This is a genomic window from Corallococcus terminator (assembly GCF_003611635.1).
Taxonomy (GTDB): Bacteria; Myxococcota; Myxococcia; order Myxococcales; family Myxococcaceae; genus Corallococcus; species Corallococcus terminator.
Genome location: NZ_RAVZ01000011.1, coordinates 21403 through 44711, shown reverse-complemented (window position 1 = coordinate 44711; position 23309 = coordinate 21403). Strand labels below are relative to the sequence as shown.

Annotated in this window: 23 protein-coding genes and 1 pseudogene; 13 read left to right on the top strand and 11 right to left on the bottom strand. The window is 67.5% G+C overall.

Annotated elements, in window-relative coordinates; genetic code table 11:
• Positions 1-716: 716 nt before the first annotated feature.
• The 6 genes from D7V88_RS03285 to D7V88_RS03265 all read right to left on the bottom strand — a co-directional run bounded on the left by D7V88_RS03285 (position 717) and on the right by D7V88_RS03265 (position 8508).
• Positions 717-1967 carry a DNA cytosine methyltransferase gene (locus D7V88_RS03285; protein WP_120539117.1) on the bottom strand — a complete coding sequence of 417 codons (1251 nt, stop codon included), beginning with the start codon at positions 1965-1967 and terminating at the stop codon, positions 717-719.
• Positions 1964-2965, bottom strand: a complete 1002-nt coding sequence (locus tag D7V88_RS03280; protein WP_120539116.1) for a PD-(D/E)XK motif protein — start codon at positions 2963-2965, stop codon at positions 1964-1966. The genes D7V88_RS03285 and D7V88_RS03280 overlap by 4 nt, the downstream gene beginning before the upstream one ends.
• Positions 2965-5133 (bottom strand): Z1 domain-containing protein, encoded by a 2169-nt coding sequence (locus D7V88_RS03275; protein ID WP_120539115.1) that lies wholly within the window; start codon positions 5131-5133, stop codon positions 2965-2967. The genes D7V88_RS03280 and D7V88_RS03275 overlap by 1 nt, the downstream gene beginning before the upstream one ends.
• A gap of 3 nt (positions 5134-5136) precedes the next feature.
• Complete coding sequence (locus D7V88_RS03270) at positions 5137-7575, bottom strand: ATP-binding protein (RefSeq protein ID WP_244237949.1); 2439 nt, start codon at positions 7573-7575, stop codon at positions 5137-5139.
• Between the two features lie 328 nt (positions 7576-7903).
• Positions 7904-8059 (bottom strand): hypothetical protein, encoded by a 156-nt coding sequence (locus D7V88_RS43610; protein ID WP_167509808.1) that lies wholly within the window; start codon positions 8057-8059, stop codon positions 7904-7906.
• Positions 8056-8508, bottom strand: coding sequence for an IS5 family transposase (locus D7V88_RS03265; RefSeq protein ID WP_120539114.1), 453 nt, complete (start codon positions 8506-8508; stop codon positions 8056-8058). The genes D7V88_RS43610 and D7V88_RS03265 overlap by 4 nt, the downstream gene beginning before the upstream one ends.
• A 146-nt stretch (positions 8509-8654) precedes the next feature.
• Here D7V88_RS03265 and D7V88_RS03260 point away from each other — a divergent pair, with 146 nt between their 5' ends.
• From D7V88_RS03260 to D7V88_RS03255, 3 genes are read left to right on the top strand one after another with little or no spacing between them, the layout of a single operon-like run.
• A complete protein-coding gene (locus D7V88_RS03260; RefSeq protein ID WP_120539113.1) occupies positions 8655-8873 on the top strand; it encodes a hypothetical protein in 219 nt (72 codons plus the stop codon).
• Positions 8874-8882: 9 nt separating this feature from the next.
• Positions 8883-9041, top strand: coding sequence for a hypothetical protein (locus D7V88_RS42860; protein WP_158624979.1), 159 nt, complete (start codon positions 8883-8885; stop codon positions 9039-9041).
• 16 nt (positions 9042-9057) lie between these two features.
• Positions 9058-9957: a hypothetical protein gene (locus D7V88_RS03255; RefSeq protein WP_120539112.1), complete on the top strand. Its 900-nt coding sequence runs from the start codon at positions 9058-9060 to the stop codon at positions 9955-9957.
• A gap of 253 nt (positions 9958-10210) precedes the next feature.
• Here D7V88_RS03255 and D7V88_RS03250 read toward each other — a convergent pair.
• Both D7V88_RS03250 and D7V88_RS44205 read right to left on the bottom strand, forming a co-directional pair.
• A pseudogene (locus D7V88_RS03250) lies at positions 10211-10614 on the bottom strand (SDR family oxidoreductase).
• Positions 10584-10799: a hypothetical protein gene (locus D7V88_RS44205; protein ID WP_244237948.1), complete on the bottom strand. Its 216-nt coding sequence runs from the start codon at positions 10797-10799 to the stop codon at positions 10584-10586. The pseudogene D7V88_RS03250 and the gene D7V88_RS44205 overlap by 31 nt, the downstream one beginning before the upstream one ends.
• An 849-nt stretch (positions 10800-11648) precedes the next feature.
• Between D7V88_RS44205 and D7V88_RS03245 the strand changes: the two genes are divergently transcribed.
• The 3 genes from D7V88_RS03245 to D7V88_RS03235 all read left to right on the top strand — a co-directional run bounded on the left by D7V88_RS03245 (position 11649) and on the right by D7V88_RS03235 (position 15217).
• Entirely contained in the window at positions 11649-12893 is a 1245-nt protein-coding gene (locus D7V88_RS03245; protein ID WP_120539111.1) for an FAD-dependent oxidoreductase, read from the top strand.
• A 233-nt stretch (positions 12894-13126) separates the two neighbouring features.
• On the top strand, positions 13127-13771 hold the full coding sequence (locus D7V88_RS03240) for an SRPBCC family protein (RefSeq protein WP_158624978.1): 645 nt from the start codon (positions 13127-13129) through the stop codon (positions 13769-13771).
• Positions 13772-13906: 135 nt separating this feature from the next.
• Positions 13907-15217: a PQQ-dependent sugar dehydrogenase gene (locus D7V88_RS03235; protein WP_208726082.1), complete on the top strand. Its 1311-nt coding sequence runs from the start codon at positions 13907-13909 to the stop codon at positions 15215-15217.
• Positions 15218-15266: 49 nt separating this feature from the next.
• On the opposite strand, the gene D7V88_RS03230 is transcribed toward D7V88_RS03235, so the two are convergent.
• Complete coding sequence (locus D7V88_RS03230; RefSeq protein WP_120539108.1) at positions 15267-15617, bottom strand: hypothetical protein; 351 nt, start codon at positions 15615-15617, stop codon at positions 15267-15269.
• A gap of 228 nt (positions 15618-15845) precedes the next feature.
• On the opposite strand from D7V88_RS03230, the gene D7V88_RS03225 reads away from it, so the two are divergent.
• The gene (locus D7V88_RS03225) at positions 15846-16271 is read left to right on the top strand and encodes an OsmC family protein (RefSeq protein ID WP_120539107.1); all 426 of its coding nucleotides are present in this window, start codon (positions 15846-15848) and stop codon (positions 16269-16271) included.
• 107 nt (positions 16272-16378) lie between these two features.
• Here D7V88_RS03225 and D7V88_RS03220 read toward each other — a convergent pair whose 3' ends face one another.
• Positions 16379-16591, bottom strand: a complete 213-nt coding sequence (locus tag D7V88_RS03220) for a hypothetical protein (protein ID WP_120539106.1) — start codon at positions 16589-16591, stop codon at positions 16379-16381.
• 96 nt (positions 16592-16687) lie between these two features.
• Here D7V88_RS03220 and D7V88_RS03215 point away from each other — a divergent pair, with 96 nt between their 5' ends.
• From D7V88_RS03215 to D7V88_RS03195, 5 genes are all read left to right on the top strand, one after another.
• Complete coding sequence (locus D7V88_RS03215; protein ID WP_120539105.1) at positions 16688-17263, top strand: RNA polymerase sigma factor; 576 nt, start codon at positions 16688-16690, stop codon at positions 17261-17263.
• A 3-nt stretch (positions 17264-17266) separates the two neighbouring features.
• On the top strand, positions 17267-18070 hold the full coding sequence (locus D7V88_RS03210) for a hypothetical protein (protein ID WP_120539104.1): 804 nt from the start codon (positions 17267-17269) through the stop codon (positions 18068-18070).
• Positions 18067-19713, top strand: coding sequence for a caspase family protein (locus D7V88_RS03205; protein WP_120539103.1), 1647 nt, complete (start codon positions 18067-18069; stop codon positions 19711-19713). Before D7V88_RS03210 ends, D7V88_RS03205 begins: the two co-directional genes overlap by 4 nt.
• A complete protein-coding gene (locus tag D7V88_RS03200) occupies positions 19713-20633 on the top strand; it encodes a carboxypeptidase regulatory-like domain-containing protein (RefSeq protein ID WP_120539102.1) in 921 nt (306 codons plus the stop codon). The genes D7V88_RS03205 and D7V88_RS03200 overlap by 1 nt, the downstream gene beginning before the upstream one ends.
• 73 nt (positions 20634-20706) lie before the next feature.
• Complete coding sequence (locus tag D7V88_RS03195) at positions 20707-21633, top strand: DUF4382 domain-containing protein (RefSeq protein WP_120539127.1); 927 nt, start codon at positions 20707-20709, stop codon at positions 21631-21633.
• A gap of 18 nt (positions 21634-21651) precedes the next feature.
• Here the strand turns inward: D7V88_RS03195 and D7V88_RS03190 are convergent, their stop codons facing one another.
• Complete coding sequence (locus D7V88_RS03190; protein ID WP_120539101.1) at positions 21652-22203, bottom strand: YceI family protein; 552 nt, start codon at positions 22201-22203, stop codon at positions 21652-21654.
• Positions 22204-22335: 132 nt separating this feature from the next.
• Here D7V88_RS03190 and D7V88_RS03185 point away from each other — a divergent pair, with 132 nt between their 5' ends.
• The gene (locus D7V88_RS03185; RefSeq protein WP_120539100.1) at positions 22336-23244 is read left to right on the top strand and encodes a LysR family transcriptional regulator; all 909 of its coding nucleotides are present in this window, start codon (positions 22336-22338) and stop codon (positions 23242-23244) included.
• The last annotated feature ends 65 nt before the right edge of the window (positions 23245-23309 follow it).

The following is a 23309-nucleotide window of genomic DNA, read 5'->3' as shown; positions in this document are numbered from 1 at the left end:
AGTAGCGCCCTTCATCGAGCAGTGGCGCGTAGGCTTCCGCAGGCGCTGCATCCACAAATCTCGGCTCATGCAGCACGGTGAGCACCTCGGCCCGCGGCTTGGGGGGACAAGGCCTGGGGCTGACGGCGTCCACGGGCCGGCCCCTGCTTCGGCCGCAGTCCGACGTAGAAGGTGGCTCGCGGCAGGCCCAGCACCTGGCACACCGGCGATTCCCAGCGCGTCCACGGCCTCGCGTGCCGCGTCCATCAGGGCTCCTCGTCTTGCTTGGGCAGTTCCACTCCCAGGATTTCCGATACTTTTTTTGGAACTCCAGTAGAGCCTCGGCGCGTTTGAGCCGCGCCTGGGAGCGGGCCAGCTCCTTCTCCAATTCGGCGATTCTCCGGGCCCCTGGCTCGGCCACCTTCGCCGGGGGGCCTCGCTTGGAGGGCGCCAGGGCCGCCAGTCCTCCGACCTCACGGCGCTCTCAATCGGTCGTCGCCACACGCTCAAGAGCGAGGAGTACAACCCCTCAAGACGCAGCAGCGCCCCACCTCACCGGGCTTCGTGCACCGGTCCGCATCCTCGAGGATGCGCCGCTTGTCCTCCGCCGTGAAGCGACGACGCTTCGCCTTCTCCACCACCTCGGTCTCCCCAACCCGAGCTTCTTTCACCACCGGATTCATCGTCCCTGCTTGGCTCGCCCTGCACACTAAACTACCGGGTACGAACTGTCTCACTCACGTTGGCAGAGAGGGCTGACGAGCGCCGCGTGCTTCAAGGGCGCCACGACCTTGACCGGGCCCTGGGTGAGCAGAGTCATTGCCCACCAGCACCTTGTACTTCGCTGGAATCCGACGCGTAGGTCGCGATGCTTCTGATGGTTCTCGCCTCGGGGGCATCAGCAGCGGCTTCTCCGAAGACCGCATGCCGAGAAGTTGGGCGCCAATTGCCCGGGCAAACACCTCGGCCAGCAATGAGGGCACGGCGTTACCGATCTGCTTCTGAACCACGTGACGGCTGCCGCGTACCACGACGTCGTCGGGGAAGGTCTGAATCCGGCAGAGTTCTCGCATCGAGAGGCGCCGGTTGTCCCAGTGGAACGGACCGATAGCCGGGCCGGGCTGTGCCTGAACAGTCCACGACGGCAGGTTCTTCGCGAGCTTCAGTAGGAAGGACCAGTACCGGCGACGCCAACCGAACAGGGGGACGCCGCCACCACGGTCAGTGTGCCAGAGGTAGTTTGACCCCTCCGGGATCGACGGCAACAGGTCGGCCCAGTGCCCTGTGGCGGCGACGTCTTCTTCGGGAGCAAGGACGAGATCGCCAAGCGCATCCCAAGCGGTGTGCGGCGGCGCGAGATGCACATCTACAGGATCGGATTCGGTGACCGAGACTCGATGGGTTGGCGATGGGACGTTGAATATCTTGCCGTCGCGCGCACCAACCATGATGAGGCGTTTTCGAAGCTGCGGCACGCCGTAGCTCGCGGCGTTGACGACTTGGAACACCGGTCGGTACTTGGTGCCGATGCGGCCATTGATCGCCTCGATCTCGTCGAGGATCAGGCGCAGTCCTTCATCTTTGCCCCGGTAGGCGAGGCCTTCGACGTTCTCGAGCAGGAACGCGCGTGGCTTGGTCTCCTCCAGCATGCGCAGGTAGGCAGCGAGTGTTGCTGCACGCGGGTCGCTCAGCCGGAGAGCGTCGCCTCGCGCCCAGTAGCCCGCCTTCGAAAAGGGTTGGCACGGCGGCCCGCCGATCAGAACATCCGCCTCGCCAATCTTCAGGCCGGCAGCCTTGAGCACGTCTTTGCCGCGGACCTTCAGGATGTCGCTCTCCATGACGGTCAACGACGGACGATTTTCACGCAGCGTCTCGCAGCACGCGTGGTCCATCTCCAGCGCGACTGCGGTCTCGAATCCGGCGGCCTCGAAGCCGTAGTCCAGACCACCGGCACCCGAGAACAGGCTGATGACTTTGGGCTTGGTCATGCGGGTACTCCTACGAATAGCTCTGGCAAAAGGTCGGCGTACAGCGGAGCGAGTGCGCGGGCCTGGTCGAGGGGCAACTCGTGTGCGTTCGAGAGGTCAGCGACGAACTGCACCCGCTTGATCCCTGCAGGTAGCGGTTGCGGCACGGTCGGAACGTCTACGGCGCGATACAATTTTAGGGTCTGTCTCGTGGCATTGAGGTCGAAGCGCACGTCATCGGCGTCGGCACCCGGCCAGTCGCGCCCCAAAGAGTCGGCGATGATGGTCTCCAGCCGGGCGGTAGCCTCGTCACCGACTCGAATTCCAATCTGTTCGACGAGGTCGAACACGCTCACCCCGTGCGGAGTCTGCTGCAGTATGAGCGAGGCGATGACCGTCTCGCCCGTGATCGCAGTGCTCAGTTGGTCGAGCTGGAAGTGGTGCTCGCGCAGCTTGGTCAGCGTGGACTTGATCTCGAGCCGATGTGATCCGATCGCGAAGTCGTGAAGTTCGGTTGGTTCCGAGTGCCAAGCCGAGATGGCAGCCTCTGGTACACGGGCCCACGCGATGATCGCGAGTTCGGCCCAGAGTCCTTGGACCGACTGCCTTGGCGCTCGGTTCAAAGCGCTAAACAGCGTGGTGATTCCGTCGAGCGTCCGCTCCACTTCCTCAGCAGAAGGCGCAGTGATGGAACCGTCGCCCACGTTGCCGAAGAATACTCCGACCACCCGACAGAAGTAGCGCTCTAGTTCGGCATCGTCGGCGGTGCAGACGAGTACCGCGAAACGCGCGTGTTCGGAAGCGCCATCGGCGCGGGCGACAATCATCTCTAGCGGAGGTGAGAAGGTGAGGTTCGCCAGCCGTCGCGGGGTTAGCCCGCTCCCAGTGGTCGCAATTAGGAGCGCCGGCTGATTGGCCGAACTGCGCGCGAGGCGAAGCGCTCCGGCACCATGCGCGATCGTGTACGCAGCCTCAGGCGAGGGGCGTGGTAGTGCGCGATATGTGCTCCAGAGGTCCATCAGTGCCCCTGCGCGATGACGTCGTCCTTGCGGAGCCTGGTGTGGATATGGACGGCGATCGCCGGCACCGGGCTCTTGAGGTCGGGAACCTTTGAAATCTGAAGCCAATGAATCTGGAGCGTGACGAACGTCGTGTCATGCATCTTCGCGTCGCCGGGATACTTCCCCTCGCCCGTGGCTGACGACCGGCCCTGGTGGAGCTTGATGGCACCGGCTCTCGGATCCACGCTTCGCACACGGGGATGGCCTGCGTCCATCTGCATGACCAGGACCTGCGCTTCCGGGTTGTCGTCCAAGATGTCGCGCAGCGTGACGAGCTGCCCGTACCAGTCCGCGACGTCGCCGCCGCGAACCTGATAGGCGAGGAGCACATCGCGGAACAGTGGAACAAGCAGAGCCGTCGCAACCCGGTGTTTGAAGAACGCCTCGTCGGCCTCGAAGGCAAGGCCCGCTTCGAATTCCCGAAGCATCACACCGTTGCGAGCGGAGGCCTCTGGATCAAGGTGAGGTTGCTCTTGCAAGAACCACTCATGGTCGGCCGAGATCCGATAGTAGGGGTCGGCGAGGACGTTCTTGCGGGTCGGCTTGAGCTGCGAGTCGAGGAAGAAGGCTCGTCGCCATTCCCGCAGCGGCCGACCACGATGTTGCGCGAGCTGGGTTCGCACATCCTCCTCATGGCGAACATACGACCGGTAGGCGTGAATGACATCAGGGTGCAGGTACAGTCTGCAGAGTGAGAGGTACGCCTGCTTGTAGCCAAAGAAGCGGGCGCGCTGTTGGATGGTATCGGCGTTCCAGTCACCCGCGCTGCGCGGCATGTACGTGACCGTCAGCCCCTCGACGGTGAAACCGCGGTTGAGCTTTTCGCCACCGACAAGAATGTGGGTCTCGGCATTGTCCCAATCGACCTGGTCGTTGCCGTTGCTCGAGTTGACCTCGCTCAGGTGGACGTCGCTCACGCAGCGCCGGAGCTGCACGACCAGCTCGTCGAAGGTGGGCAGCGTTGAATCCATCGCGCGCAATTCATCGTAGGCCGGGCGAAACTCAGCGAGCGTATCGGTGCGCTCATCGCTGTCTTGGCTCCGCAAGCCGGTGGTCCACCTCCCGATGATCGCCTGCACCCACGCCAAGTAGCGCTTGTGGTCGTCCTGGCGCTGGCTCGGGTGGATCAGCATCGAGATCGGACGAGGCTGGTTCCGAAGGCCTCCCACGGCGGCGCCGACAAAGAAGACGCGCATCGCGCTGAGCAGCGTTTCGGGCGGTTCTTCAGTTGCGCTGACGTCCAAGTCGTGAGCTGGGATGGCGTGAACGAGCGCGGGGTTGGCGTCGACGCCAAAGAACGTCTGCCCGCCGGTGTAGCCATCGCCAGGGCGCACGAGTTCGGCGAATGCGGGGGAGAGCATGTCATCCAGCGCAATCAGCAGCGGTGCCTGCGGCGTCGCCGTGTACTGGAGGTAGGTGTGGTTTGGGAGTGCCGCGCGAACCCGTGCGATGCGCTTGTAGGTGGTTGATGCCTCGGCGGCGTTCGGCTTCGTATTGAGGCCTGCCTGATCCGCCTCATCATCGAGAATCAGCGCCGGGATGCCGCGCAAGTCGACCTTGCTGAGGAGCGAGGCGAGTCCGTCGAGGTGGGCGTGGTTCTTCAGGACCAAGTAGAGCAGGGTCTTCTTGTCGTCCTCCCGAAACGAGCCATCGCGCCAGTCCTCGGCAGCACGCTGGAGATCTCTGACCGCATGCTCGCCGAACCCCTTGGCCGAGTTAAGGATGCGCCACGCGGATGGCCGCCCCGACGCTTCGCGGAGGTCCTTCTGAAATCGATCAGCGTTCTGCTGCAGGAGGTTGGTCGTCACGCCGGCCAACAGGATGATGATACGGCAGCCGTTGTCTCGCGCGAGGGCGCTGACCGTGGTCATCGACATCGTCTTGCCACTTTGGACGTAGCCGATGGCGAGACCCGTTCGGGTATCGTCGGTGGCGCTGGTGAACGGGCGGCAGTTCCGCACGATTGCCAGGGCGTCGTCGCGCACCCGCGTGACGGCCTCAGGGGTCTTGAGCTTGCCAATCCTCTCCAGATACTGCCCGAGGCTGATCGTGGTCTCGCCGATCACGGGCGACCATTCACTACCGGCAGGGGCAATCACACGGGCTTCGTCGAAGGTCGTTGTCATGAACTAGGAATGCTCCACCGAGAGCGCGTTGAGGATCTTGTTCGCGCCGCTGCGCACGATGCTGGTATGGCTGATGCCGCTCTTGCGAGCCATGCGCTCCGACAGCGCAAGGGCGGCCAAGATGCGCAGGATCGGCTGCAGCGCCTGCTCGTTGTCGTTGATGAACGCGATGCTGAATCGGTGGTCGAGATTGAGCCGAACGGTGAGAACCTCCTCACTAGTTACGCTCTTTTCGATGGCCGCGACGAAGAAGTCGGCCGCTTGGTCCTGGACGAGTTGGAGCACAACCCTGATGGATGAGCCCTCCCACGGCAGCACGAGGACGTGTTCGCGCTGCTGAAGCACCGCCTTGGGCTCGGGCGACGGCGACGCCTGATCAACCTCGGCGGCGGGAGGCGTGGCGGCAACTTCGCTGATGGCCTTGCTCGTACCGGCGTCGGCGATGGCCTCGAAGGCATCTGCGAGCGCGTTCGCGCCAAAGTCCTTCGGAAGTTGGTCTGCCGTCTTCCGCGCGCGGTATCCGTTGGCCTGGTCGAGCAACGGGCAGTCAGGCGAGTTGATCTGTCGCCAAATCTTGTCGAGGAGTTCGTCCTCGTAGCCTCCCCACTGGATGCCATCTTTCGTGTGCGAGACGTCGAAGCCCTCGACGAACATCTCGCCGATCACACGCTGTGACGCGAAGCTATTGGGAGTGCCGAAAAGAGCGGACGGCTTGTAGGCTTCTCCAACACTGCCCTCGATGAGCCGACGTCGGCGGAAAACGCTGAAGCCGGCGTGGACGTGGCTACCCTTCTCGAGGATGCCGACCCAGCCCGTGACTTTACGGTCGCCGAAGTCCACGTCGAACGTCTGGCGCCAGAGCCGCGAACTCGCGTTGCGAGTCTTGTAGTACGGGGCGTCGAGCAGTTTCGGTGGGTCGTAGGAGAGTTCTTCGACGCTGCCCGCAGTCGTGACACGGAGCTTGACGATGCCTTCGTTTATGAGGACGCGGTAGATGCTCTGCAGGTGATCTTTGATCTTCGCCAGGGTGCGGCCCTTTGGGCGCACCCTGAGGTCAGTGAGCGTGACGACGGTGAAGTGGTCGCTCTCTCTCGCCGTGGTCGTCTCGATCGGGAGCACCTCAGCCCCAGAGCGCATGATCGCCGGGATGTTGAAGATCACGGTGCGCTGAACCGGCTCACCAAGCGCGGAGGTGCGAACGGTCCACTTCTTCGCAAACCAGCAGGCTGCCGCCTTCATGCCAAGGCCGAACTCGCTGAGGCCGGTGGCATCGGTAGGTGGCGTTGCCGGTGAGAAGGCCCGCGGGAAGTCCACCCAGGCGATGCCACCTGCGCGGTCGGTGATCGCGATCTCGTTGTCGTCGATGTTCACGTCGATCACGAGCGGGCCTGCGTGGCCGGCGTCGGCGAGGCGCTGTTTGTTCGAGAGGAAGCTCTGGATCGAGTTGTCGATGAACTCGGCAAGGGCGAACCAAGGCTTGTAGTTGAGACGCGCGAACGCGGCGTACATCCCCACCTGTGGGCGGATGTTGAGCTGACTCGAATGGGCGACCGACCATGTGGCGGCGGTCGTCGTTGTTGGCGTGGCCTGGTGTTCGGCGGCCTTCGCCTTGCTCGTCGTCCAGATGCCTTCCGAAATCATCGCCTGCACATAGCGGTCGATGTTCTCCGGCCGGAACGCGTACAACGTCTCGCCCGACGTATTGTCGTGCGTGGCGAACCCGGTGTCGGCGGCCTCTTCGAGCAGCGACAGAGGCATGAACATCGAGAACCGGGTCGTCCGACCCATGCGGCGGTAGGGATCGAAGGCGACGATGACGGTCCGCCCGGGGCCCTGCTCCTGCCAGATACCAAGCAGCAACTCGTGGCGGTTCGGGTCGTCGATGATCGGTGTGCCCTGGGCCGGGTTCTGGAAACGGCGTTCGAGGTGGCGACCCCGAGCACTCCCGCCGATGCGGCGCGCATAGATGGCTACGTCGAAGGTCTGACTGTCGACGGTGAGCGTTCCCTTGGTTGGCCAACCCGAGCTGGCGTCGACGACCGCCAGCGCCGGTCGCAGCAGTTCGCCGAGACTCATCGCGGGCGAGGCGTCGTCGCGTGCTGCGCGATCGGCACGACCGGGCGACTTCTCCGCCACGTCTACACCAACCTCCTCGTCATCATCCTCCTTATCCAGCGCCGTCGCGCTCTCGGAGCGGAGCTGGCTCACGTAGTTTCCGAGCAAGGTGCGCCCGTGCGTCGCCTGCAACTGCGCTTGGAGCGAGTTCGGATCAGTCCTGAGCAGGGTCGCCAAACGACGAACAGCGCGGGCATCCTCGCGCACCTCGGACACCGTCTGGTCGAGATCGAACTCCTGTGCGACGGGATCGAGACGAAACGCCAACTCGGCTTGCAGGTCTTCGAAAGAGCGCCGCGCCTGACCTCCGAGATTCGTCGCGACCAAGTTCCAGTCAGCCAACGTCAATGGCCCCGAGTGGCTGACCAAGTTCGTGAGATCGGGTCCCACACGCGTCATCGCCGCTACGACCATCTGCTCGTGCGTCCGAGCGCGCGGGAGACCATAGTGATCGACGATTCGCCGCAAATCGTCGATAGGCAGAACTCGGAGAAAGCGGCGAGACAAGCGAGCTGGGCGACCGGGCGGCATGTTGGAGCCTTACACGACACGCTCCTCTCGACCATATGAGCCACGCGCTGCTTAGACGATTTTTCGCTCAGGCTCAACACGTGTTCAGGCGCGCGACAGCATCCGCGCGAGCAAAGACGCGAGGTTACGGTTCAATGGCGACCGGCAGGCCGACCTGGGTGGCGACCGGCGTCCAGATGTCGGTGTCGACGCCGGGCGTCTCGATAAAGACCACCAGCGCGTAGCACACGCCGTGCTCGCTGCGTTCGCGCTTAGGCTGGTCCTTCCACCAGCCGCTCACCGGGTTGACCGCGATGACGCCGCGCTCGGCGAGGTCGGCGGCATTGCACGAGAGGATGTCCGATTTGACTGGGGTAACTCCAGTTGAAAAACCCCCTCGAGAACGCCCCAGAGCATTGCTTCGGGCCCCCCTTTTCCGCCCGAGGCGTCCTGATGCGCCCGGACGACGGAGGCGTCAGCCAGAGAGCCGAGCTCATTCACGTCGAGCCGCAGCGCTTTGAAGATGGCTTCCCAGCGCCCGGTTTTCGCCCAGCGGCGGAAGCGGTTGTAGACGGTCTTCCAGTGGCCGAACCTCTCGGGCAGGTCCCGCCACTGCACCCCCGTCTTCACGCGCCAGATGACGGCGTTGATGAAGTCACGGTCCCCACGCTTCGAGGGCGGGCCGCTGCGGGAGCCCAGCAGGGGCTCGATGCGGCTCCACTCGGCATCGCTCAGTTCATGTCGGCGCACAGCCCGCGTTGCTCATGCCTGACGCTGGTTGGCAACCTCCTGCTGCCCCCGAAGCCGGGTCCAACCCCGATGTTCGATCCGCCAGGTTGAATTTCCGGACCGGAGATCAGGGACAGCCCCTAGTCCACCAGGGGTATGCTGCGGACATGGTGCCCCTGACCGACCACTCCGGGCTCTTGCCCGTCCAGCGCGCGCAGTTGGAGCGGGAGCTTGGGCCGCTGACGCTGCTCCAGGACGTGGTGCGCTGGGGGTTTGCCCGGACGCCGCCGCGCGACGTGGCGGCGGTGGTGGTGCAGGACGAGTTCACCCACGACGTGGTGGTGCACTGGGAAGGCGAGCGCTACCTCGTCTTCGACACCACGTGACTGGGCGGCGTGAACGCGGTCTCCGTGTGGGACCACCAACCGAAGGCCGATGAAATCCTGGACGCCCGGCTCGCCGCCGGCTGGACGCCCACGCCGACGAGCACCGTCGACGGCGACGTCATCCTCGGCCATGCCGCGTGCCGGGTGCCATCCAAAGCCAATCCCTGAGCCCGAGGAGTCCTGAGTGAAACGCCTTTCCTACCGGGCCGCGGTCATCGGGTCCTCGCTCGTCATGCTGGGCGGCTGTGAGCGTCCGGAGAAGCCCCTGGCGCCGGCGTCCCCCACGCCCTCGCGGCCCGCTCCTGCTCTGGTGCGGCCCCAAGCACCGGCCCCGGCGACGTCCGCGACGAGCAGCACCGCACGGGAGCTGCACGAGCGCCTGCGATGCGAGGCGCTCCTCGGCTTTCGCGGCGTGATGGAGGGGCAACGGAACTTCTTTGGCGAGAAGGACCGTTGGACGGAGGACCTCGCCCTGCTCCCCGTCCCCGCGGCCTGTGCGGATGGGAGCCGGGTCTCCACCCCGGACGCGGGCTGGCTCGCGGGATGCCACTTCCGCTACGCGGTCAGGGTGGCGGGCACGCTGCCCGACGACACCACGTACAGCGTGCGCGCGGTGGGGGTGGGCGGCATCGCCGAAGGGCTGACGTACTCCATGACGGATGGCTTCGTGGGCGGGAAGCCCCTGCGCGTGTGGCCTCCCGAGCTGGTCCTGGAGGAATGCCATGGCGTGCGAAGGCCGGAGGGCGCGCCCCTGCCAGCGCCCCTGTGCGAGGGGACCCTCAACCTGCGCGGGCTCTTCACGGCCCAGAAGGCGTATTTCGGGGAGCGCGACCGCTACTCGGAGCGGGCCGACACGGTGGGCTTCTCCCCGGAGCCCTGCCTCGACGGCTCCCGCGCGCCAGTACCCGACGCCGCATGGACCGCAGGCTGCCGCTTCATCTACCGCGCCGAGGTCTGGGGCGAGATGCCAGCGCAGGAGTTCCGGCTCACCGCCCGGGGCGTGACGGGCACCGTGGCGGGGCAGGAACTGACGCTGGACTCCCGCTCGAACTGGAGTCCAGCCGAGCCCGGCTGCGTCCCCTGACGCGCTGCCGTCGTGCGGCGAGGCGCGCAGGGACACGGGGCCAGGGCTACTTCTTCTTCTCTTCCTTGGCCTTCTTCTTCTTCTCCTGCTTCTCCTTCGTGGACAGCTTCGGCTTGTTGTCCTTCTTCGCCTTCTCTTGACCCTTGGGCATGGTGCGTCTCCTGGCGCCGGACAGCGGCGGTCCACAGCCTAACGTGCCGTGGACCCGATGTGACCTGATTCGCCAGGCCCGGCAGAAAAGCGGGGGCCGTCGTCAGGGGTTCCCGCGACCGCCCGAGGCCCCGTGGATCTGCCCGGTGGTGTAGCTCGCCTCGGCGCTCGCGAGCTCCACGTAGACGGAGGCGATCTCCACCGGCTGGCCGGGGCGGCCCATGGGCGTGTCCTGGCCGGACTGGGCGTCCAGGAGGGGGCCGGCGCGACGCCATTCACCCGGATGCCCTGCCTGGCCAGTTGCTTGGCGAGCCCCTGGGTGAAGATCGTACTCCCTCCCTTGGTCATCGCGTAGTCGAGCAGGTTCTCCGACGGTTCGTAGGCGTTCACCGACGTGGTGTTGATGATGGCGGACCCGGGCTCGAGGTGCGGCACGGCCGCCTTGGTGATCCAGAACATCGCGTAGAGGTTCGTCTTCACGGTCGCGTCGAACGGCTCGGTCGTGATGTCCAGGATGGAGTCCTGGCTCTGCTGGCGACCGGCGTTGTTGGGATGTCCAGGCCCCCGAGCTTGCTCACGGCGTCGGTAACGAGCTTGCGGCAGGCGGCCTCGGTGCGGATGTCCGCGGGCAGGGCCACCGCCTTGCGCCCAGCGACCTTGATGAGCTCCACCACTGTCAGCAGCAGAGACATTCCGGCAAAGGGACTTCTGCCGGACATGTCATGAGCAGCGATTGTTCGGCGTCAGGGAATCAGCCTGCCTGGGTTGTTGGACAGCCCACGGGCCCCTGGCGGCGCCGGGTCGGTCTCAGCTACCGGTGTTGGTACCGAAGCCGCAGGCAGTTTGACCGTTCCGGCAGCTTGCCACGCATTCCTCTCCGGCTCCGTCCGGATCACAAGGCCACCCCCGGCACTCATTGAGCCCACAGGAGCCCCAAGTGCCAGTCCTCTTGCACACGGACGTGGAGATCTCTCCGTCCGCGGCGTTGGTCCAGGACGTATTGCTGATGTTGGCGTAGCACCACTGGCAGGAGTTGGATGGGTTTTCCGAACCGTCCGGGTACGCAACGCCATTGATGACACATCCGCTCGCGGGGGCGCTTCCACAGTTGACGGTGACGCCATCACAGGTGACCGAGGCACCCGAAACGGAACTACAGAGGTTGCCCGAGCACTGGAGGGGCGGGCCGTATGCGCACGGGGTCGACGTGTTGCACAACGCGGACGACTGACTGCCCAGGGACTCCAACGCCGCTTCCTCCTGGGGCACACCACACGCAAGAAACAGCACACATCCAACGACCATCGCGACAACATGCTTCATGGTGGGCCTCCTCGTGCGCAAGGCACGGTGACGCGCTGCCAGCCATCGCTGAGCGCGCACGGGAGCACCCGCTCTCAAGGGGCAACGCGAGCGGGTAGCATACACAATTTCCTGGAAGGCCTTTACTGATTGACTGTCCATCCGCGTCGCGCGCGCCTTGCGCATGTGAACGCGGTTAGGATTCACCTGCCCGCTTCACTCCAGGCAGGGGGAACACCATGGCCGCGCGAACCATCACCACGCAGTGCTGCATCGCGGGAGGAGGCCCGGCGGGGATGATGCTGGGCCTGTTGCTCTCGCGCGCCGGAGTGGACGTCACGGTGTTGGAGAAGCACCCGGACTTCCTGCGCGACTTCCGCGGCGACACCATCCACCCATCCACCCTGGAGCTGATGCATGAGCTGGGATGGCTGGAGGAACTGCTCGCCCTGCCCCACACCAAGGCCTCCGAGCTGCGCTTCCAGAACGGCACCCATGACGTGCAGGTGGGAGACTTCAGCCACCTGCCCACGCACGCGCGCTACATCGCGTTCATGCCCCAGTGGGACCTGCTCGACTTCCTCGCGCGCAAGGCCTCCGCCTGGCCGGGCTTCCACCTGCACCGGCGCACGGAGGTGACGGACCTGCTGCGCGACAAGGGGCAGGTGGTCGGCGTCCAGGCACGGACCCCCGAAGGCCCCCTGGAGGTGCGCGCCCCGCTCGTCGTCGCCGCCGACGGGCGCACGTCCACCGTGCGCAAGCACTCCGGCCTGCAAGTGGACGAACTGGGCGCGCCCATGGACGTGCTCTGGTTCCGCGTGTCGCGCAAACCGGGAGACCCATCGCAACCCATGGGCCGCTTCGAGCGCGGTCAGATCTTCATCCTCATCAACCGCGGCGACCAGTGGCAGTGCGGCCGGGTCATCGCCAAGGGTGCCTTCGAAGGCCTGCGCCAGCGCGGCCTGGAGGCCTTCCAGAACGACTTCGCGCAACTGGCCCCCTTCATGGCCGACCGGGCCCATGAGATTTCAAGCTGGGACGACGTGAAGCTGCTGACCGTGCGCGTGGACCGGCTGCGCACCTGGTACCAGCCCGGCCTGCTGTGCATCGGGGACGCGGCGCATGCGATGTCTCCCGTGGGCGGCGTGGGCATCAACCTCGCCGTGCAGGACGCCGTGGCCGCCGCCAACCTGCTCGCCGCCCCCCTGCTCCAGGGCCGCGTGACACCCCAGGACCTGCGCCGGGTCCAGCAGCGGCGGGAGCTGCCCACGCGCCTCACGCAGAGCGCCCAGGTGTTCATCCAGGACCGCGTGCTGGGCCCCGCGCTGCAAACCCCGTCGACGCGCAAGGGGCTGCCCCTGCCCTTGTGGCTCGTCCAACATGTGCCCGCCCTGCGCCGCGTCCCCGCGCGCATCGTGGGCATGGGCTTCCGGCCCGAGCACGTGCGCACGCCGGCCACGCCAGCCGCTTCGCCCTCGCGCTGAAGCACGCCGGGCAGCCAGTTCCAGCGGCCCTCGCACCCGTCCAGTTGTCCTGGGACCTCCCGGCCCCAAGCGTCCCCGGAAGAGCCCGGCGAACGTGCCACACCCCACGCGCGCCCGGGCGGGAGGACCCCATGCGGATTTCACGAACAGAGGCCCCACGGGACCTCGGACCCCAAGCCACCCTCTCCCGGGAGGACCTCCTTCCGGGCCACTGGGGCCGAGCGGCTTCGACGGTGGTCGCCGGCACGCTCGTGTCACTGGGACTGAGACGCCGGTCCTTCGGTGGCACGGTGGTGGCCCTGGCCAGCGGCGCCCTGCTCTACCAGGGGCTCCACTCCCGGCGGCGAAGCCCCGCGGCCGGTGACCGGCTGATACGCCACGCATCACCGTCCGAGGATGCACCGGCCGCCCGCGCCATCCAGGTGGAACGAACCCTCACGGTGGGCCAGCCCGCGGAGCTGTTGTACCGCCTGTGGCGCATGCCGGAGACGCTGGGCCGCATCATGGGCCACTTCGCGGAAGTCACGCGGACCGGCGAAGACAGCCTGCACTGGAAGCTGCACGGACCGCTGGGCCGCACGCTGGAATGGGACTCCCGCATCGTGGAGGACCGGCCGCCGGAGTTCATCCGCTGGGAGTCCACGCATGGCAACGCGCTGGCGACCCAGGGCTGGGTGCGCTTCCGGCCCGCCCCGACGGACGGGGGCACGGAGGTGACGCTGCACCTGGAGCTGCTGCCCCCGGGCGGAGTGCTCGCCGAGGCCCTGGCGAAGCGACTGAGCGGCATCCCGGCCCTGCAGTCGCTGAAGGCCCTGCGCCGGTTCAAGAGCCTGGCGGAGACCGGAGAGATTCCCTCACGGGAGCACGAGGCCTCGTGAGCCACGCCCGAGCGGGGCCACATGTCCTGCGCTGAGCAGCAGATGCCCGGGCTTCCCACAACTCAACACCCGGGCGCGGCGCCCCGCATCCAGTCATCGCCTGGGAGGGAGGCTTCTCCCTAGAGGAAGAAGCCCATGCCCCCATTCTTCCGAGGCCCGCCCTGCATGGCGGCCGCGCTGCTCCTGACGGCCTGCGCGCACCGCTCCCCTCCGCCGTCCCCGTCCGCCCCGGGACAGGCACAGGCCCTGCCCGCGCCGGATCCCAGCTTCGATGTGAAGCGCTACAGCTCGGTCGTCGGCTGGCCGGAGGGCAAGCGCCCCGTGGCCCCCGCGGGCTTCGACGTGACGCGCTTCGCGGGCGACCTGCGCAACCCGCGCTGGACGTACGTGCTGCCCAACGGGGACGTGCTCGTCGCCGAGGCCAGCTCCGAGTTCAAGGACGAGCAGGACAAGAAGGAAGCCATCGAGTCCGGCAAGGTGCGCTCGCAGAACCTGGGCAACAGCGCCAACCGCATCACCCTCCTGCGCGACGCCGACCATGACGGCACGCCCGAAACGCGCGACGTCTTCCTGGAGGACCTGAAGCAGCCGCTGGGCATGCTGCTGCTGAGCGACCAGTTCTACGTGGCCAACACGGATGGCGTCTGGCGCTACCCGTACATCGCCGGGGCGACGAAGCTCGAGGCCCAGGGCACGAAGCTGCTGGAGCTGCCGGCGGGCGGCTACAACAACCACTGGACGCGCAACCTACTGGCCAACGCGGATGGCACCAAGCTCTATGTGTCCGTGGGTTCGGCGAGCAACGTGGCCGAGCACGGCCTCAAGGAAGAGGAGCGCCGCGCGAACATCCTGGAGCTCAACCCGGACGGCACCGGGGAGCGCATCTACGCGAGCGGCCTGCGCAACCCCGTGGGCATGGGCTGGGCGCCGGGGACCCGGGCGCTGTGGACGGTGGTGAACGAGCGCGACAACCTGGGCGAGGACCTGGTGCCGGACTACCTCACGCACGTGGAGGACGGCGGCTTCTACGGCTGGCCCTTCGCGTACTTCGGCGCGAACGAGGATCCCCGCATGTCCGGTCAGCGGCCGGACCTGGTGGCGAAGACGCGGGTGCCGGACGTGCCCCTGGGCGCGCACACCGCGTCGCTGGGGCTGGCGTTCTACGAAGGCCAGGCGTTCCCGAAGAAGTACCAGGGCGGTGCGTTCATCGGACAGCACGGCTCGTGGAACCGCGCGGAGCTGTCCGGTTACAAGGTCGTCTTCGTGCCGTTCCAGGACGGCCAGCCCTCGGGTCCGCCGGAGGACTTCCTCACCGGCTTCATCGCCGACGCGGCCCAGGCCCAGGTGCACGGCCGCCCGGTGGGCATCACGGTGCTGCCAGACGGCGCGCTGCTGGTCGCGGACGACGCCAGCAACACGCTGTGGAAGGTGTCCGCCAGGCGCTGAAGGCACAGGAGGCCGCGGCACGACGCCGCGGCCCCCCGTCGACAACACGTCAGTTCAACTCGCAGGTCTCGCAGACCGGGCGGATCAGCTTCCAGCCCTGGCACGAGGAGCCCCAGCAGCAGCGCTGGTGGAGGTTGCCCGGACGGCCGTAGGCGCCCCGGGGCCAGCTTCCGTCACCCCCCACCTCCGTACACGCCTTGCAGGCAGCGGCCCAGATGATCTGCGACTGGAGCTGGCCATCCAGTCCACAGTTCGGCGTGTCACCAATCTCCTGCTCGACCTGCGCGTCCACACTGATGGCGGCGGCGGGCGCCTCATCCACTTCCGACGCGGGGCCACAGGCCGACAGGATGCCCACGGTGACGCTCATCAGGACCAGGGCGCGAATCATGTTTCGCATGCGGGAGACTCCAGGTGATGGAGGCAACAATGCCTCGCGCCCGCAGTCCGGCAGAGTGATGCGAACCACGCAAGCCCCGTCTCGAAAACCTTGTCGCCCGAAGGGTTGACGACCCGATGTCGGGTGCTGCCAGGAATTGTCAGCCAGGGACCCGCGCCCTACCTTGCGGCGCGGCAGGAAATACAGACGCGGTAGGTTGCCGCGATCCTCTTCCAGGAGACGAACGCCATGGGAATCAGCAAGGGCAGTGCGCAGTGGACCGGTGGCCTGAAGGACGGCAAGGGTTCGATGAAGCCCGGCCACGCCTCCGAAGTCCCCTTCTCGCTCGGTACCCGCTTCGAAGGTCAGCAGGGAAGCAACCCCGAGGAGCTGATTGGCGCGGCGCTCTCCGGGTGCTTCTCCATGGCCCTGTCGCTGGGGCTGGAGAAGGCGGGCCTCAAGCCCACCAGCATCAAGACGAACGCGGACGTGCAGTTGGACAAGCAGGGCGAAGGCTTCGCCATCACCACCATCGCGCTGAGCACCGAGGTCTCCGTCCCGGGCACCGATGACGCCCGGTTCCAGCAGATCGCCGAGGAGACCAAGAAGAACTGCCCCGTCTCCAAGGCGCTCGCCGGCGTGAACATCACGCTCAAGGCGAAGCTCGCGAGCTGAAGTCCCACACCTCCGCGTTGAACGAAGAAGGCCCCCGGACGGTGTCGTCCAGGGGCCTTCGCGCTTCAGGGCCCGGGGGCCACGAGCGCGCCCGGGCGCGGGTGGCTTTAGGAGCCCGCGCACTCCGCGCGGCACTCCGCCTTGCACTGGTTCACGGGCACGGTGCCCCCGGTACAGCCCGCGTAGCAGTTGGCCAGACAGGGGGTGATCTCCTGCTTCACCGACCCCGTGTCCGACATGGAATCCTCGCTGCCCGCCGACGAACCACATCCGGTCGCAAGCAAGCCCATCGCCGCGAATGCAACGAACACGTGCCTCATGTGAAAGCCTCCTGTGGGTGGTGAGGCCGCCCATGGTAGCCCGCTCCAGAATCAAGGCCTGTGGCCGATTCGCCACGACGGGGGTCTTTCACACAGGTGGGTGAGACGGACGCATTCGCGGACGAGGTTCGGCGGGCGACGCAGGGGGAGGAGTCCGCCTTCGGTGAACTTTACCGCCGCACGCGGCCCCTGGTCGCACGCCTGGTCGCGGGTTTCGGCACATTGGATGCGGATGAGGTGGAGGACGTCCTCCAGGAGTCCTACGTCCGCGCGTTCCGGGGGCTGCCCCGGTTGAAGGAGGCCGGGGCCTTCACGCCCTGGCTGCTGACCATCGCGCGCAACCGGGCGCGAACGAAGTTGGAGCGCCGCACGGCCCTGCGGCGGATGGAAGAAGCGCTGGCGGATCCCGAACCGGAAACCGTGCCGGCCCTGCCCCCGGCGCTCCAGGTGGAGCGGGACATCGCGGTGGTGCGGCAGCTCATCTCCGAGCTGCCCGAGGGCGAGGAGAAGAAGACCGTGCAGCTCTTCTATCTGGAGGGGCAGTTGTCCGCGCGGGAGATCGCTGAACAGTTGGGCGTGGGCAAGAGCACCATCACGATGCGGTTGGAGCGGTTTCGAGGGCGCATCAAGCGGGAGCTCCTCCAACGGGTGCTCGCCGGACGGTGGGATTGAGACATGAGACACCTGGATGCCGCCGTGATGCGCGACCTCGCGAACCGGGACCCGGTCGCGGTCGCCTGGTTTCGTGAACACCTGGCCTCGCCGTGCGAGCTCTGCGAGGCCTTCCTCGCCAACCACACGGACCCGCTCGACGGGCGCGTGGATGCCGTGCTCCTCCAGCTCGCCCCCGCGAAAACAGTGGAGGCCGACGCATCGAAGGTCGTTCCCCTGCGCCGCCCTGCCCCGCCCCGGCGCTTCGCCGCGCCGCCGGGCAGGTACTGGGGGTGGATGGCCGGAGCGCTCGCGGCCTCCGTGCTGCTGGTGGTGCTGGTGCCCCTCGTGAAGGGCCCGGTCCAGGGTCCGGCACCCTTCCAGGAGGAGGGCCTCAAGGGCACAGGTCGCCTCTCGCTGGAGCTGGCGGTGGTGGCCCGGGGCCTGGACGGCGGGCTGCGCAGGCTGGATGCCGGCGCCGACGTCACGAAGCAGGAGGTGCTGCTCGTGCGCTACCACGCCACGGAATCCGGTACCGCGCTGCTCTACCAGCAGCGGCCGGGCCAGCCGCCGGAGCTGCTGGGGCACTTCCCCCTTCAGGCGGGCACGCACGACCTGGAGGGTCCGGAGGGGCTCGCAGGGGTGAGCCTGGAAGCGGACGAGGGCCCGCTGTCCCTCATGCTGGTGGCCTTCACGTCCTGGGAGCCCCCTTCGGAAGCGGACGCGCTCACGGCCCTGGGAACGGACGCGGCGGAGGATTCACGCCCGGGAACGGTCGCGCGGTTCGACGTGCGCGTCCAGTCAGGACAGACTTCGCGCCAACCGTGAGGTGCCTCCTCCTCCTTCTGTTCGCCACCCTCACCGCCTGCGCGGGTCCTTCCGCCATGGCCGGGGACAAGGGAGGGCTCGTGCCGCTGCGGCTCGACGCGGCGGACCTGTCGCGCGCGTACACGCCCCGGCGCTTCGCGCTGCTCGTGGGCGTGTCGTCGTTCGACGACCCGCAGTGGCGCGCCCTGCGCTTCTCCGCCAAGGACGCCACCGACCTGGCGCGCGTGCTGAAGGATCCCACGCGCGGCCACTTCGATCAGGTGCGCGTCCTCACCCGTCCGGAGGAGACGACGAAGGAGGCCATCCTCGCGGCGCTGGGCCAGTTGCGGCGCGAAGCCACCCGTCCCGATGACGTGGTGCTGGTGTACCTGTCCGCGCACGGCACGCTCGCGCGCGACGGCCGGGGGGAGCTCACCCGCTACCTCGTCACCCGCGATGCGGCGTTTCGCGCCATCCCCCAGACGGCGCTCTCCATGGACGCGCTGAAGGCCCAGTTCGAACAACTGCCCAGCCGCAGACGACTGCTGGTGTTGGCCACCTGCCACAGCGGCAGCGGCAAGTCGCTTCTGCCCCGCGAGCTGGAGGTGGAGCTGGCCGGCATCAAGTCCGGCTTCTACGCCCGACCCCTGGAAGAGTCCTCGCGCGCCTCCATGGTGTTCGCCGCGAGCGACTGGGGCGAGACGGCGCGCGAGGACGCGGGCCTGCGCAACGACATCTACACGTACTTCCTCATCGAAGGCCTGGGCGGCGCCGCGGACCGCAACGCGGATGGCGCCGTCACCGCCACGGAGGCCCACGACTATTCGCGCCGCCGCACCTTCGCCTTCACCGAGGGCCGGCAGCGACCGTCGGCGGAGATCCTGGAGGTGGGCGCGGATCCGGTCATCCTCGCGGGCCGCATCGACCGGACGGGCCAGCCGGAGATGTTCTCCTACAACCCGCGCCTGGACGGCTTCACGCTCAAGGTGGACGGCGAGTCGCGCCTGGAATTGCCCGGAGGCACCGCGGTGATTCCGGGCAAGCGCACGGTGGAGCTCACCAAGGGCTCGGAGGTCCTCGTGCGGCGCGAGGTGGACCTGGCCCGGGGCGAACGGCTGCCCCTGGAGCGCCTGCTGTCGGACGCCCTGCCTCGCCGCGCGCTGTCGCTGGTGGGTGGGATGGTGTCGTTCGCCGACGGCAAGAGCCGCCGCGAGCTGCTGCCCGCCGCGCCCCAGGTGGGCGTGGTGCTCCGGTTGGAGGACGCACCGCTCCAGGACCTGGGGCTGATGGTGGACGCAAGCCTGGGCCGGGGCCGGCAAACGCTCCAGATGGCCCCCGGCAGCGAGGTGCCCTTCGGCTACACCACGCTCACGCTGGGCGTGGCGGTGCCGTACCTCTGGCGCTGGGAGCGGCTGACGCTCTTCGCGGGGCCGCGTGTGGCCGCGCTGTACCTTCGCAGGTCCTTTGAAGTGGAAGCCTTCTCTGGGGGCCAGCGCTACTTCACCGTCAGCCCGGGTGTGGTGGGCGGACTGGCCTATCGCCTGGGCGAACGTCTGGAATTGACCGCGCAGGGCCACGGGATGCTGACGTACGTGGTGGTGGACGGACAGGGACAGGCCGTGGGCTTCATCGGCGGAAGCGCCGGCGTGGGGTACCGCTTCTGATGCGTCGCGCACTCTTGCTCCTGAAGCTCACCTGCCCCGTGCTCGCGTTGGGCCTGGGCGCCTGCGGCAACCTGGACAACACGCCGTTCCGCGTGGGCACCGTGCACGGCCGGCTCACGGAGTTCGACCCGGCCGTCGCGCTGGTGTCCCTGGTGGGCGCGCCCGGCCTGCGCGCCACCGTGGAGCCGGACGGCCAGTTCACGCTGAAGGATGCACCTGCGGGCCCGGGGGAGCTCTTCATCGTCGCCACGGCCACCAAGGCCGCGCGCGTGCCCCTCACCGTGCAGGGCGGCCAGTCCGTGGAGGTGGCGGACGTCGCGCCCCAGCCGGCCGGTATGCTCTCCGTGAAGGTGAAGTCGCGGGGCAGCATCAAGGTCATCGAGGCCCGGCTGTCCGTCGCGGGCACGCCCTACGAAGCGCTGCCGCTCGACAATGGCGGCAAGCGCCGCGTGGGGCCGCTGCCGGACGGCTGCTACGACGTGCGCGTCTCCGCGCCCGACTTCACCACCGCGGTCGGCCAGGGCTGCGTGGGTCCCGGCGAACAGAAGCCCTTGAAGCTGGAGCTGATTCCGGAGGAGGCCTGGGGCCAGAGGGGCTGCGCGGAGACCGGCTGTGATGATGACAGCCATTGCGCGCCCAACGGCCGGTGCGTGGGGTGCGTGGATGACTCGCAGTGCGCCGCGCCGCTCGCCTGCCGGGGTCAGCGCTGCGAAGGCCCCGGGGCCGCCTGTGCCACGTGCGAGGGCACCTGGCAGTGCGCCCCGTCCACGCAATGCGAGGACGTGCCCGGCGACCTCATGGCCTGCGTGGCGGCCTGTGGCGTCGGCGGGCCCGCGTGTGGGGAAGGGCTGACGTGCCAGGACAGCCGCTGCCTGCCGGATCCAGCGCGCTTCGCCACCTGCGCGGAGTTCCCGCGATAGGCCGTGGGAAGTGGCCGTTCCAGGTCGGGGCGGGTCCTTGGATGCGTTCTCCCTCTTCTCCCAAGGCTCCTGCATGCCCTCCTTGCGTCAACTGACCTCTTCCCTCCTTCTGGCCACGGGGCTGCTGCTGGCCGCCTGCGGCGAAGACAAGGCCCGCGTCACGCTGAAGCTGACCGACGCTCCGGGTGACGGCATCGAGAAGGCGGTCGTCACCATCTCCAAGGTCTACCTGAAGGGCAGCGTGGAAGGCGAAGAAGGCAAGGGAGACGTCGTGCTGCTGAGCGAGCCCGTCACCACCGACCTGCTCACCCTGGCCAACGACACCGCGGACCTGGTGACGGACGCGGAGGTGCCCGCGGGGACCTACAAGGAGCTGCGCTTCGTCATCACGGGCGGCTACATCCAGGTGAAGCAGGACGGTCAGAGCCGCATCTTCGCCACCTCCGCCAACTACGAGGGCCTGCCCGAAGGCGCCCAGGTGGACGGCGACCTGCAAATGCCGAGCGCCAGCAGCTCCGGCCTCAAGGTGAAGTTCGACAAGGACGCCGACGTCACCATCACCAGCGATGACGACCAGAAGGTCATCCTGGTGGACTTCGACGTCGCGCAGAGCTTCGGCAAGGAGGCCGGCAACTCCGGCAAGTGGGTCATGCGCCCCATCATCAAGGGCGCGGACATGCGGTTCTCCGGCAACGTGGAGGTCACCCTCCAACTGGGTGACGGCCTGTCGTTCCCCATGCCGGGAACGACCCAGTTGTCCGGCTTCTCCGCGGTGCTCATCAACGCCGACGGCAGCCGCGAAACCATGCCCTTCACGCTCGCCACGAACTCCGTCGCCGTGGCGGACTTCAAGTACCTGCTGCCCGGCGACTACCAGGTGGATCTGGTGGCGCCCACGGGCGTGAGCTTCACGACGGACATCGCGCGCCCGGCGGCCACCAGCGTCAGCTCGGGCGTCGAATCCGACGTGCACTTCACGCTCACGTCCATCGACTTCTAGTCCGTCGTGGCATCCGGCTCAGGCGGCCTGTTCGGTCGCCTGGGCCTTGGCGGCCTGGACCTCCAGGGCAATCTCAATCTTCTCGCCCACCAGCACGCCGCCCGCCTCCAGCGCTTGGTTCCACGTCAGGCCGAAGTCGCTGCGGTGGATGGACGTCTTCGCCTCGAAGGCGGCCTTGGTGTTGCCCCAGGGATCCTTGGCCACCCCGAGCTGTTCGGCCTCCAGGACGACCTCGCGGGTGATGTCGCGGATGGTGAGGTTGCCCGTCACGCGCAGGCCGTCACCGGACGCCTTCTCCACCTTGGTGCTCTGGAAGGTGATGGCCGGGAACTTCGCCGCGTCGAAGAAGTCCGGCGAGCGCAGGTGGTTGTCGCGCTGCTCGACGCCCGAGTGGATGCTCGCCGTCTCGATGCTCACCGACACCGAGGACGCCGTCGGATCCTTCTCATCCAGCGTCAGCGTGCCGCTGAACTTCTGGAAGCTGCCGCGCACCTTCGCGACCACCATGTGCCGCACGCTGAAGTGGATGCCCGTGTGCGTCGTGTCGATGTTCCAGAGGGTCTGAGCCATGGTCGTGTTCCTTTTCGTCGGGAGGGGTGTTCGACAAGGAGCAAGGTAGCGGCCCGGGGGCATCCGGATTAGATGGGACGAACAGGACGGACTGTTCCACCCCTGGGACAGTGCCCGCGTCCCCCAAGCGCCATGGACCTCAACGAACTCCTCGTCTTCGCCCGGGTGGTGCAGGCCGGCAGCTTCACGGCGGCGGCGCGCGCGCTGCGCATGCCCAAGTCCACCGTGAGCCGGAAGGTGTCCGAACTGGAGGAACGCGTGGGCGCGCAGTTGTTGCAGCGCACGACGCGCCAGCTTCACCTCACGGAGGTGGGCCGGGCGTACTACGCGCACTGCGAGCGCATCGTCGCGGAAGCCGAAGCCGCGGAGCTGGCGGTGACGCGCCTCCAGGCCGGCCCCCACGGGCTGCTGCGCGTGACGACGCCGCTGTCCCTCAACTTCCTCGCGCCGCTGGTGTCCACGTTCCTGGAGCGCCACCCGGACGTCCAGTTGGAGTTGCTGTGCACGGACCGGGCGGTGGACCTGATGGAGGAAGGCTTCGACCTGGCGGTGCGGGCCGGGCGCCTGCCGGACTCCTCGCTGATGGCGCGCCGGCTGGGAGAATTCGCGCGCGTCGTCGTCGCCTCCCCGGAATACCTCCAGAAGAAGGGCCTGCCCAAGACGCCCGCGGACCTGGCGAAGCATGACTGCCTGCTCTTCGGCACGGAGCTGCAAGGCAACGTCTGGACGCTGCACGCCGGGGGGCGGGCCGTCGAGGTCAAGGTCAGCGGGCGGCTTGTCGTGAACGAGCCGGACATGCTGCATGCGGTGACGCTGTCGGGCTCCGGGGTCGCGCTCCTGCCCGGCCTGCACTGCGTGGAGGACCTGGACTCCGGGAGGTTGCAGCGCGTGCTGCCGGACTGGAGCTCCGCCGGAGCGCCGGTGCATGCCGTCTACCCGCCCACGCGGCACCACGTGCCCAAGGTGATGGCCTTCGTGGAGGTGCTGCGCGAGCACTGGCCCACGCTGCGTCAGGAGTCAGGCAAGCGCGCGAAACGCTGAGACGGTGTCCGCGTTTCGTCCCATGGGTGGAACGATGTGTCCCGGGGTTCGAGTCTGGCCAGGTG

Bases quoted from the DNA above. Each gene is read 5' to 3' on its own strand.
- D7V88_RS03285 (WP_120539117.1), bottom strand. From the start codon at position 1,967: ATGACCAAGCCCAAAGTCATCAGCCTGTTCTCGGGTGCCGGTGGTCTG.
- D7V88_RS03190 (WP_120539101.1), bottom strand. From the start codon at position 22,203: ATGGCTCAGACCCTCTGGAACATCGACACGACGCACACGGGCATCCAC.
- D7V88_RS03245 (WP_120539111.1), top strand. From the start codon at position 11,649: ATGGCCGCGCGAACCATCACCACGCAGTGCTGCATCGCGGGAGGAGGC.
- D7V88_RS03230 (WP_120539108.1), bottom strand. From the start codon at position 15,617: ATGCGAAACATGATTCGCGCCCTGGTCCTGATGAGCGTCACCGTGGGC.
- D7V88_RS03200 (WP_120539102.1), top strand. From the start codon at position 19,713: ATGCGTCGCGCACTCTTGCTCCTGAAGCTCACCTGCCCCGTGCTCGCG.
- D7V88_RS03195 (WP_120539127.1), top strand. From the start codon at position 20,707: ATGCCCTCCTTGCGTCAACTGACCTCTTCCCTCCTTCTGGCCACGGGG.
- D7V88_RS03185 (WP_120539100.1), top strand. From the start codon at position 22,336: ATGGACCTCAACGAACTCCTCGTCTTCGCCCGGGTGGTGCAGGCCGGC.
- D7V88_RS03235 (WP_208726082.1), top strand. From the start codon at position 13,907: ATGCCCCCATTCTTCCGAGGCCCGCCCTGCATGGCGGCCGCGCTGCTC.
- D7V88_RS03280 (WP_120539116.1), bottom strand. From the start codon at position 2,965: ATGGACCTCTGGAGCACATATCGCGCACTACCACGCCCCTCGCCTGAG.
- D7V88_RS03210 (WP_120539104.1), top strand. From the start codon at position 17,267: ATGAGACACCTGGATGCCGCCGTGATGCGCGACCTCGCGAACCGGGAC.
- D7V88_RS44205 (WP_244237948.1), bottom strand. From the start codon at position 10,799: ATGTCTCTGCTGCTGACAGTGGTGGAGCTCATCAAGGTCGCTGGGCGC.
- D7V88_RS03275 (WP_120539115.1), bottom strand. From the start codon at position 5,133: ATGACAACGACCTTCGACGAAGCCCGTGTGATTGCCCCTGCCGGTAGT.
- D7V88_RS03260 (WP_120539113.1), top strand. From the start codon at position 8,655: ATGGTGCCCCTGACCGACCACTCCGGGCTCTTGCCCGTCCAGCGCGCG.
- D7V88_RS03220 (WP_120539106.1), bottom strand. From the start codon at position 16,591: ATGAGGCACGTGTTCGTTGCATTCGCGGCGATGGGCTTGCTTGCGACC.
- D7V88_RS03225 (WP_120539107.1), top strand. From the start codon at position 15,846: ATGGGAATCAGCAAGGGCAGTGCGCAGTGGACCGGTGGCCTGAAGGAC.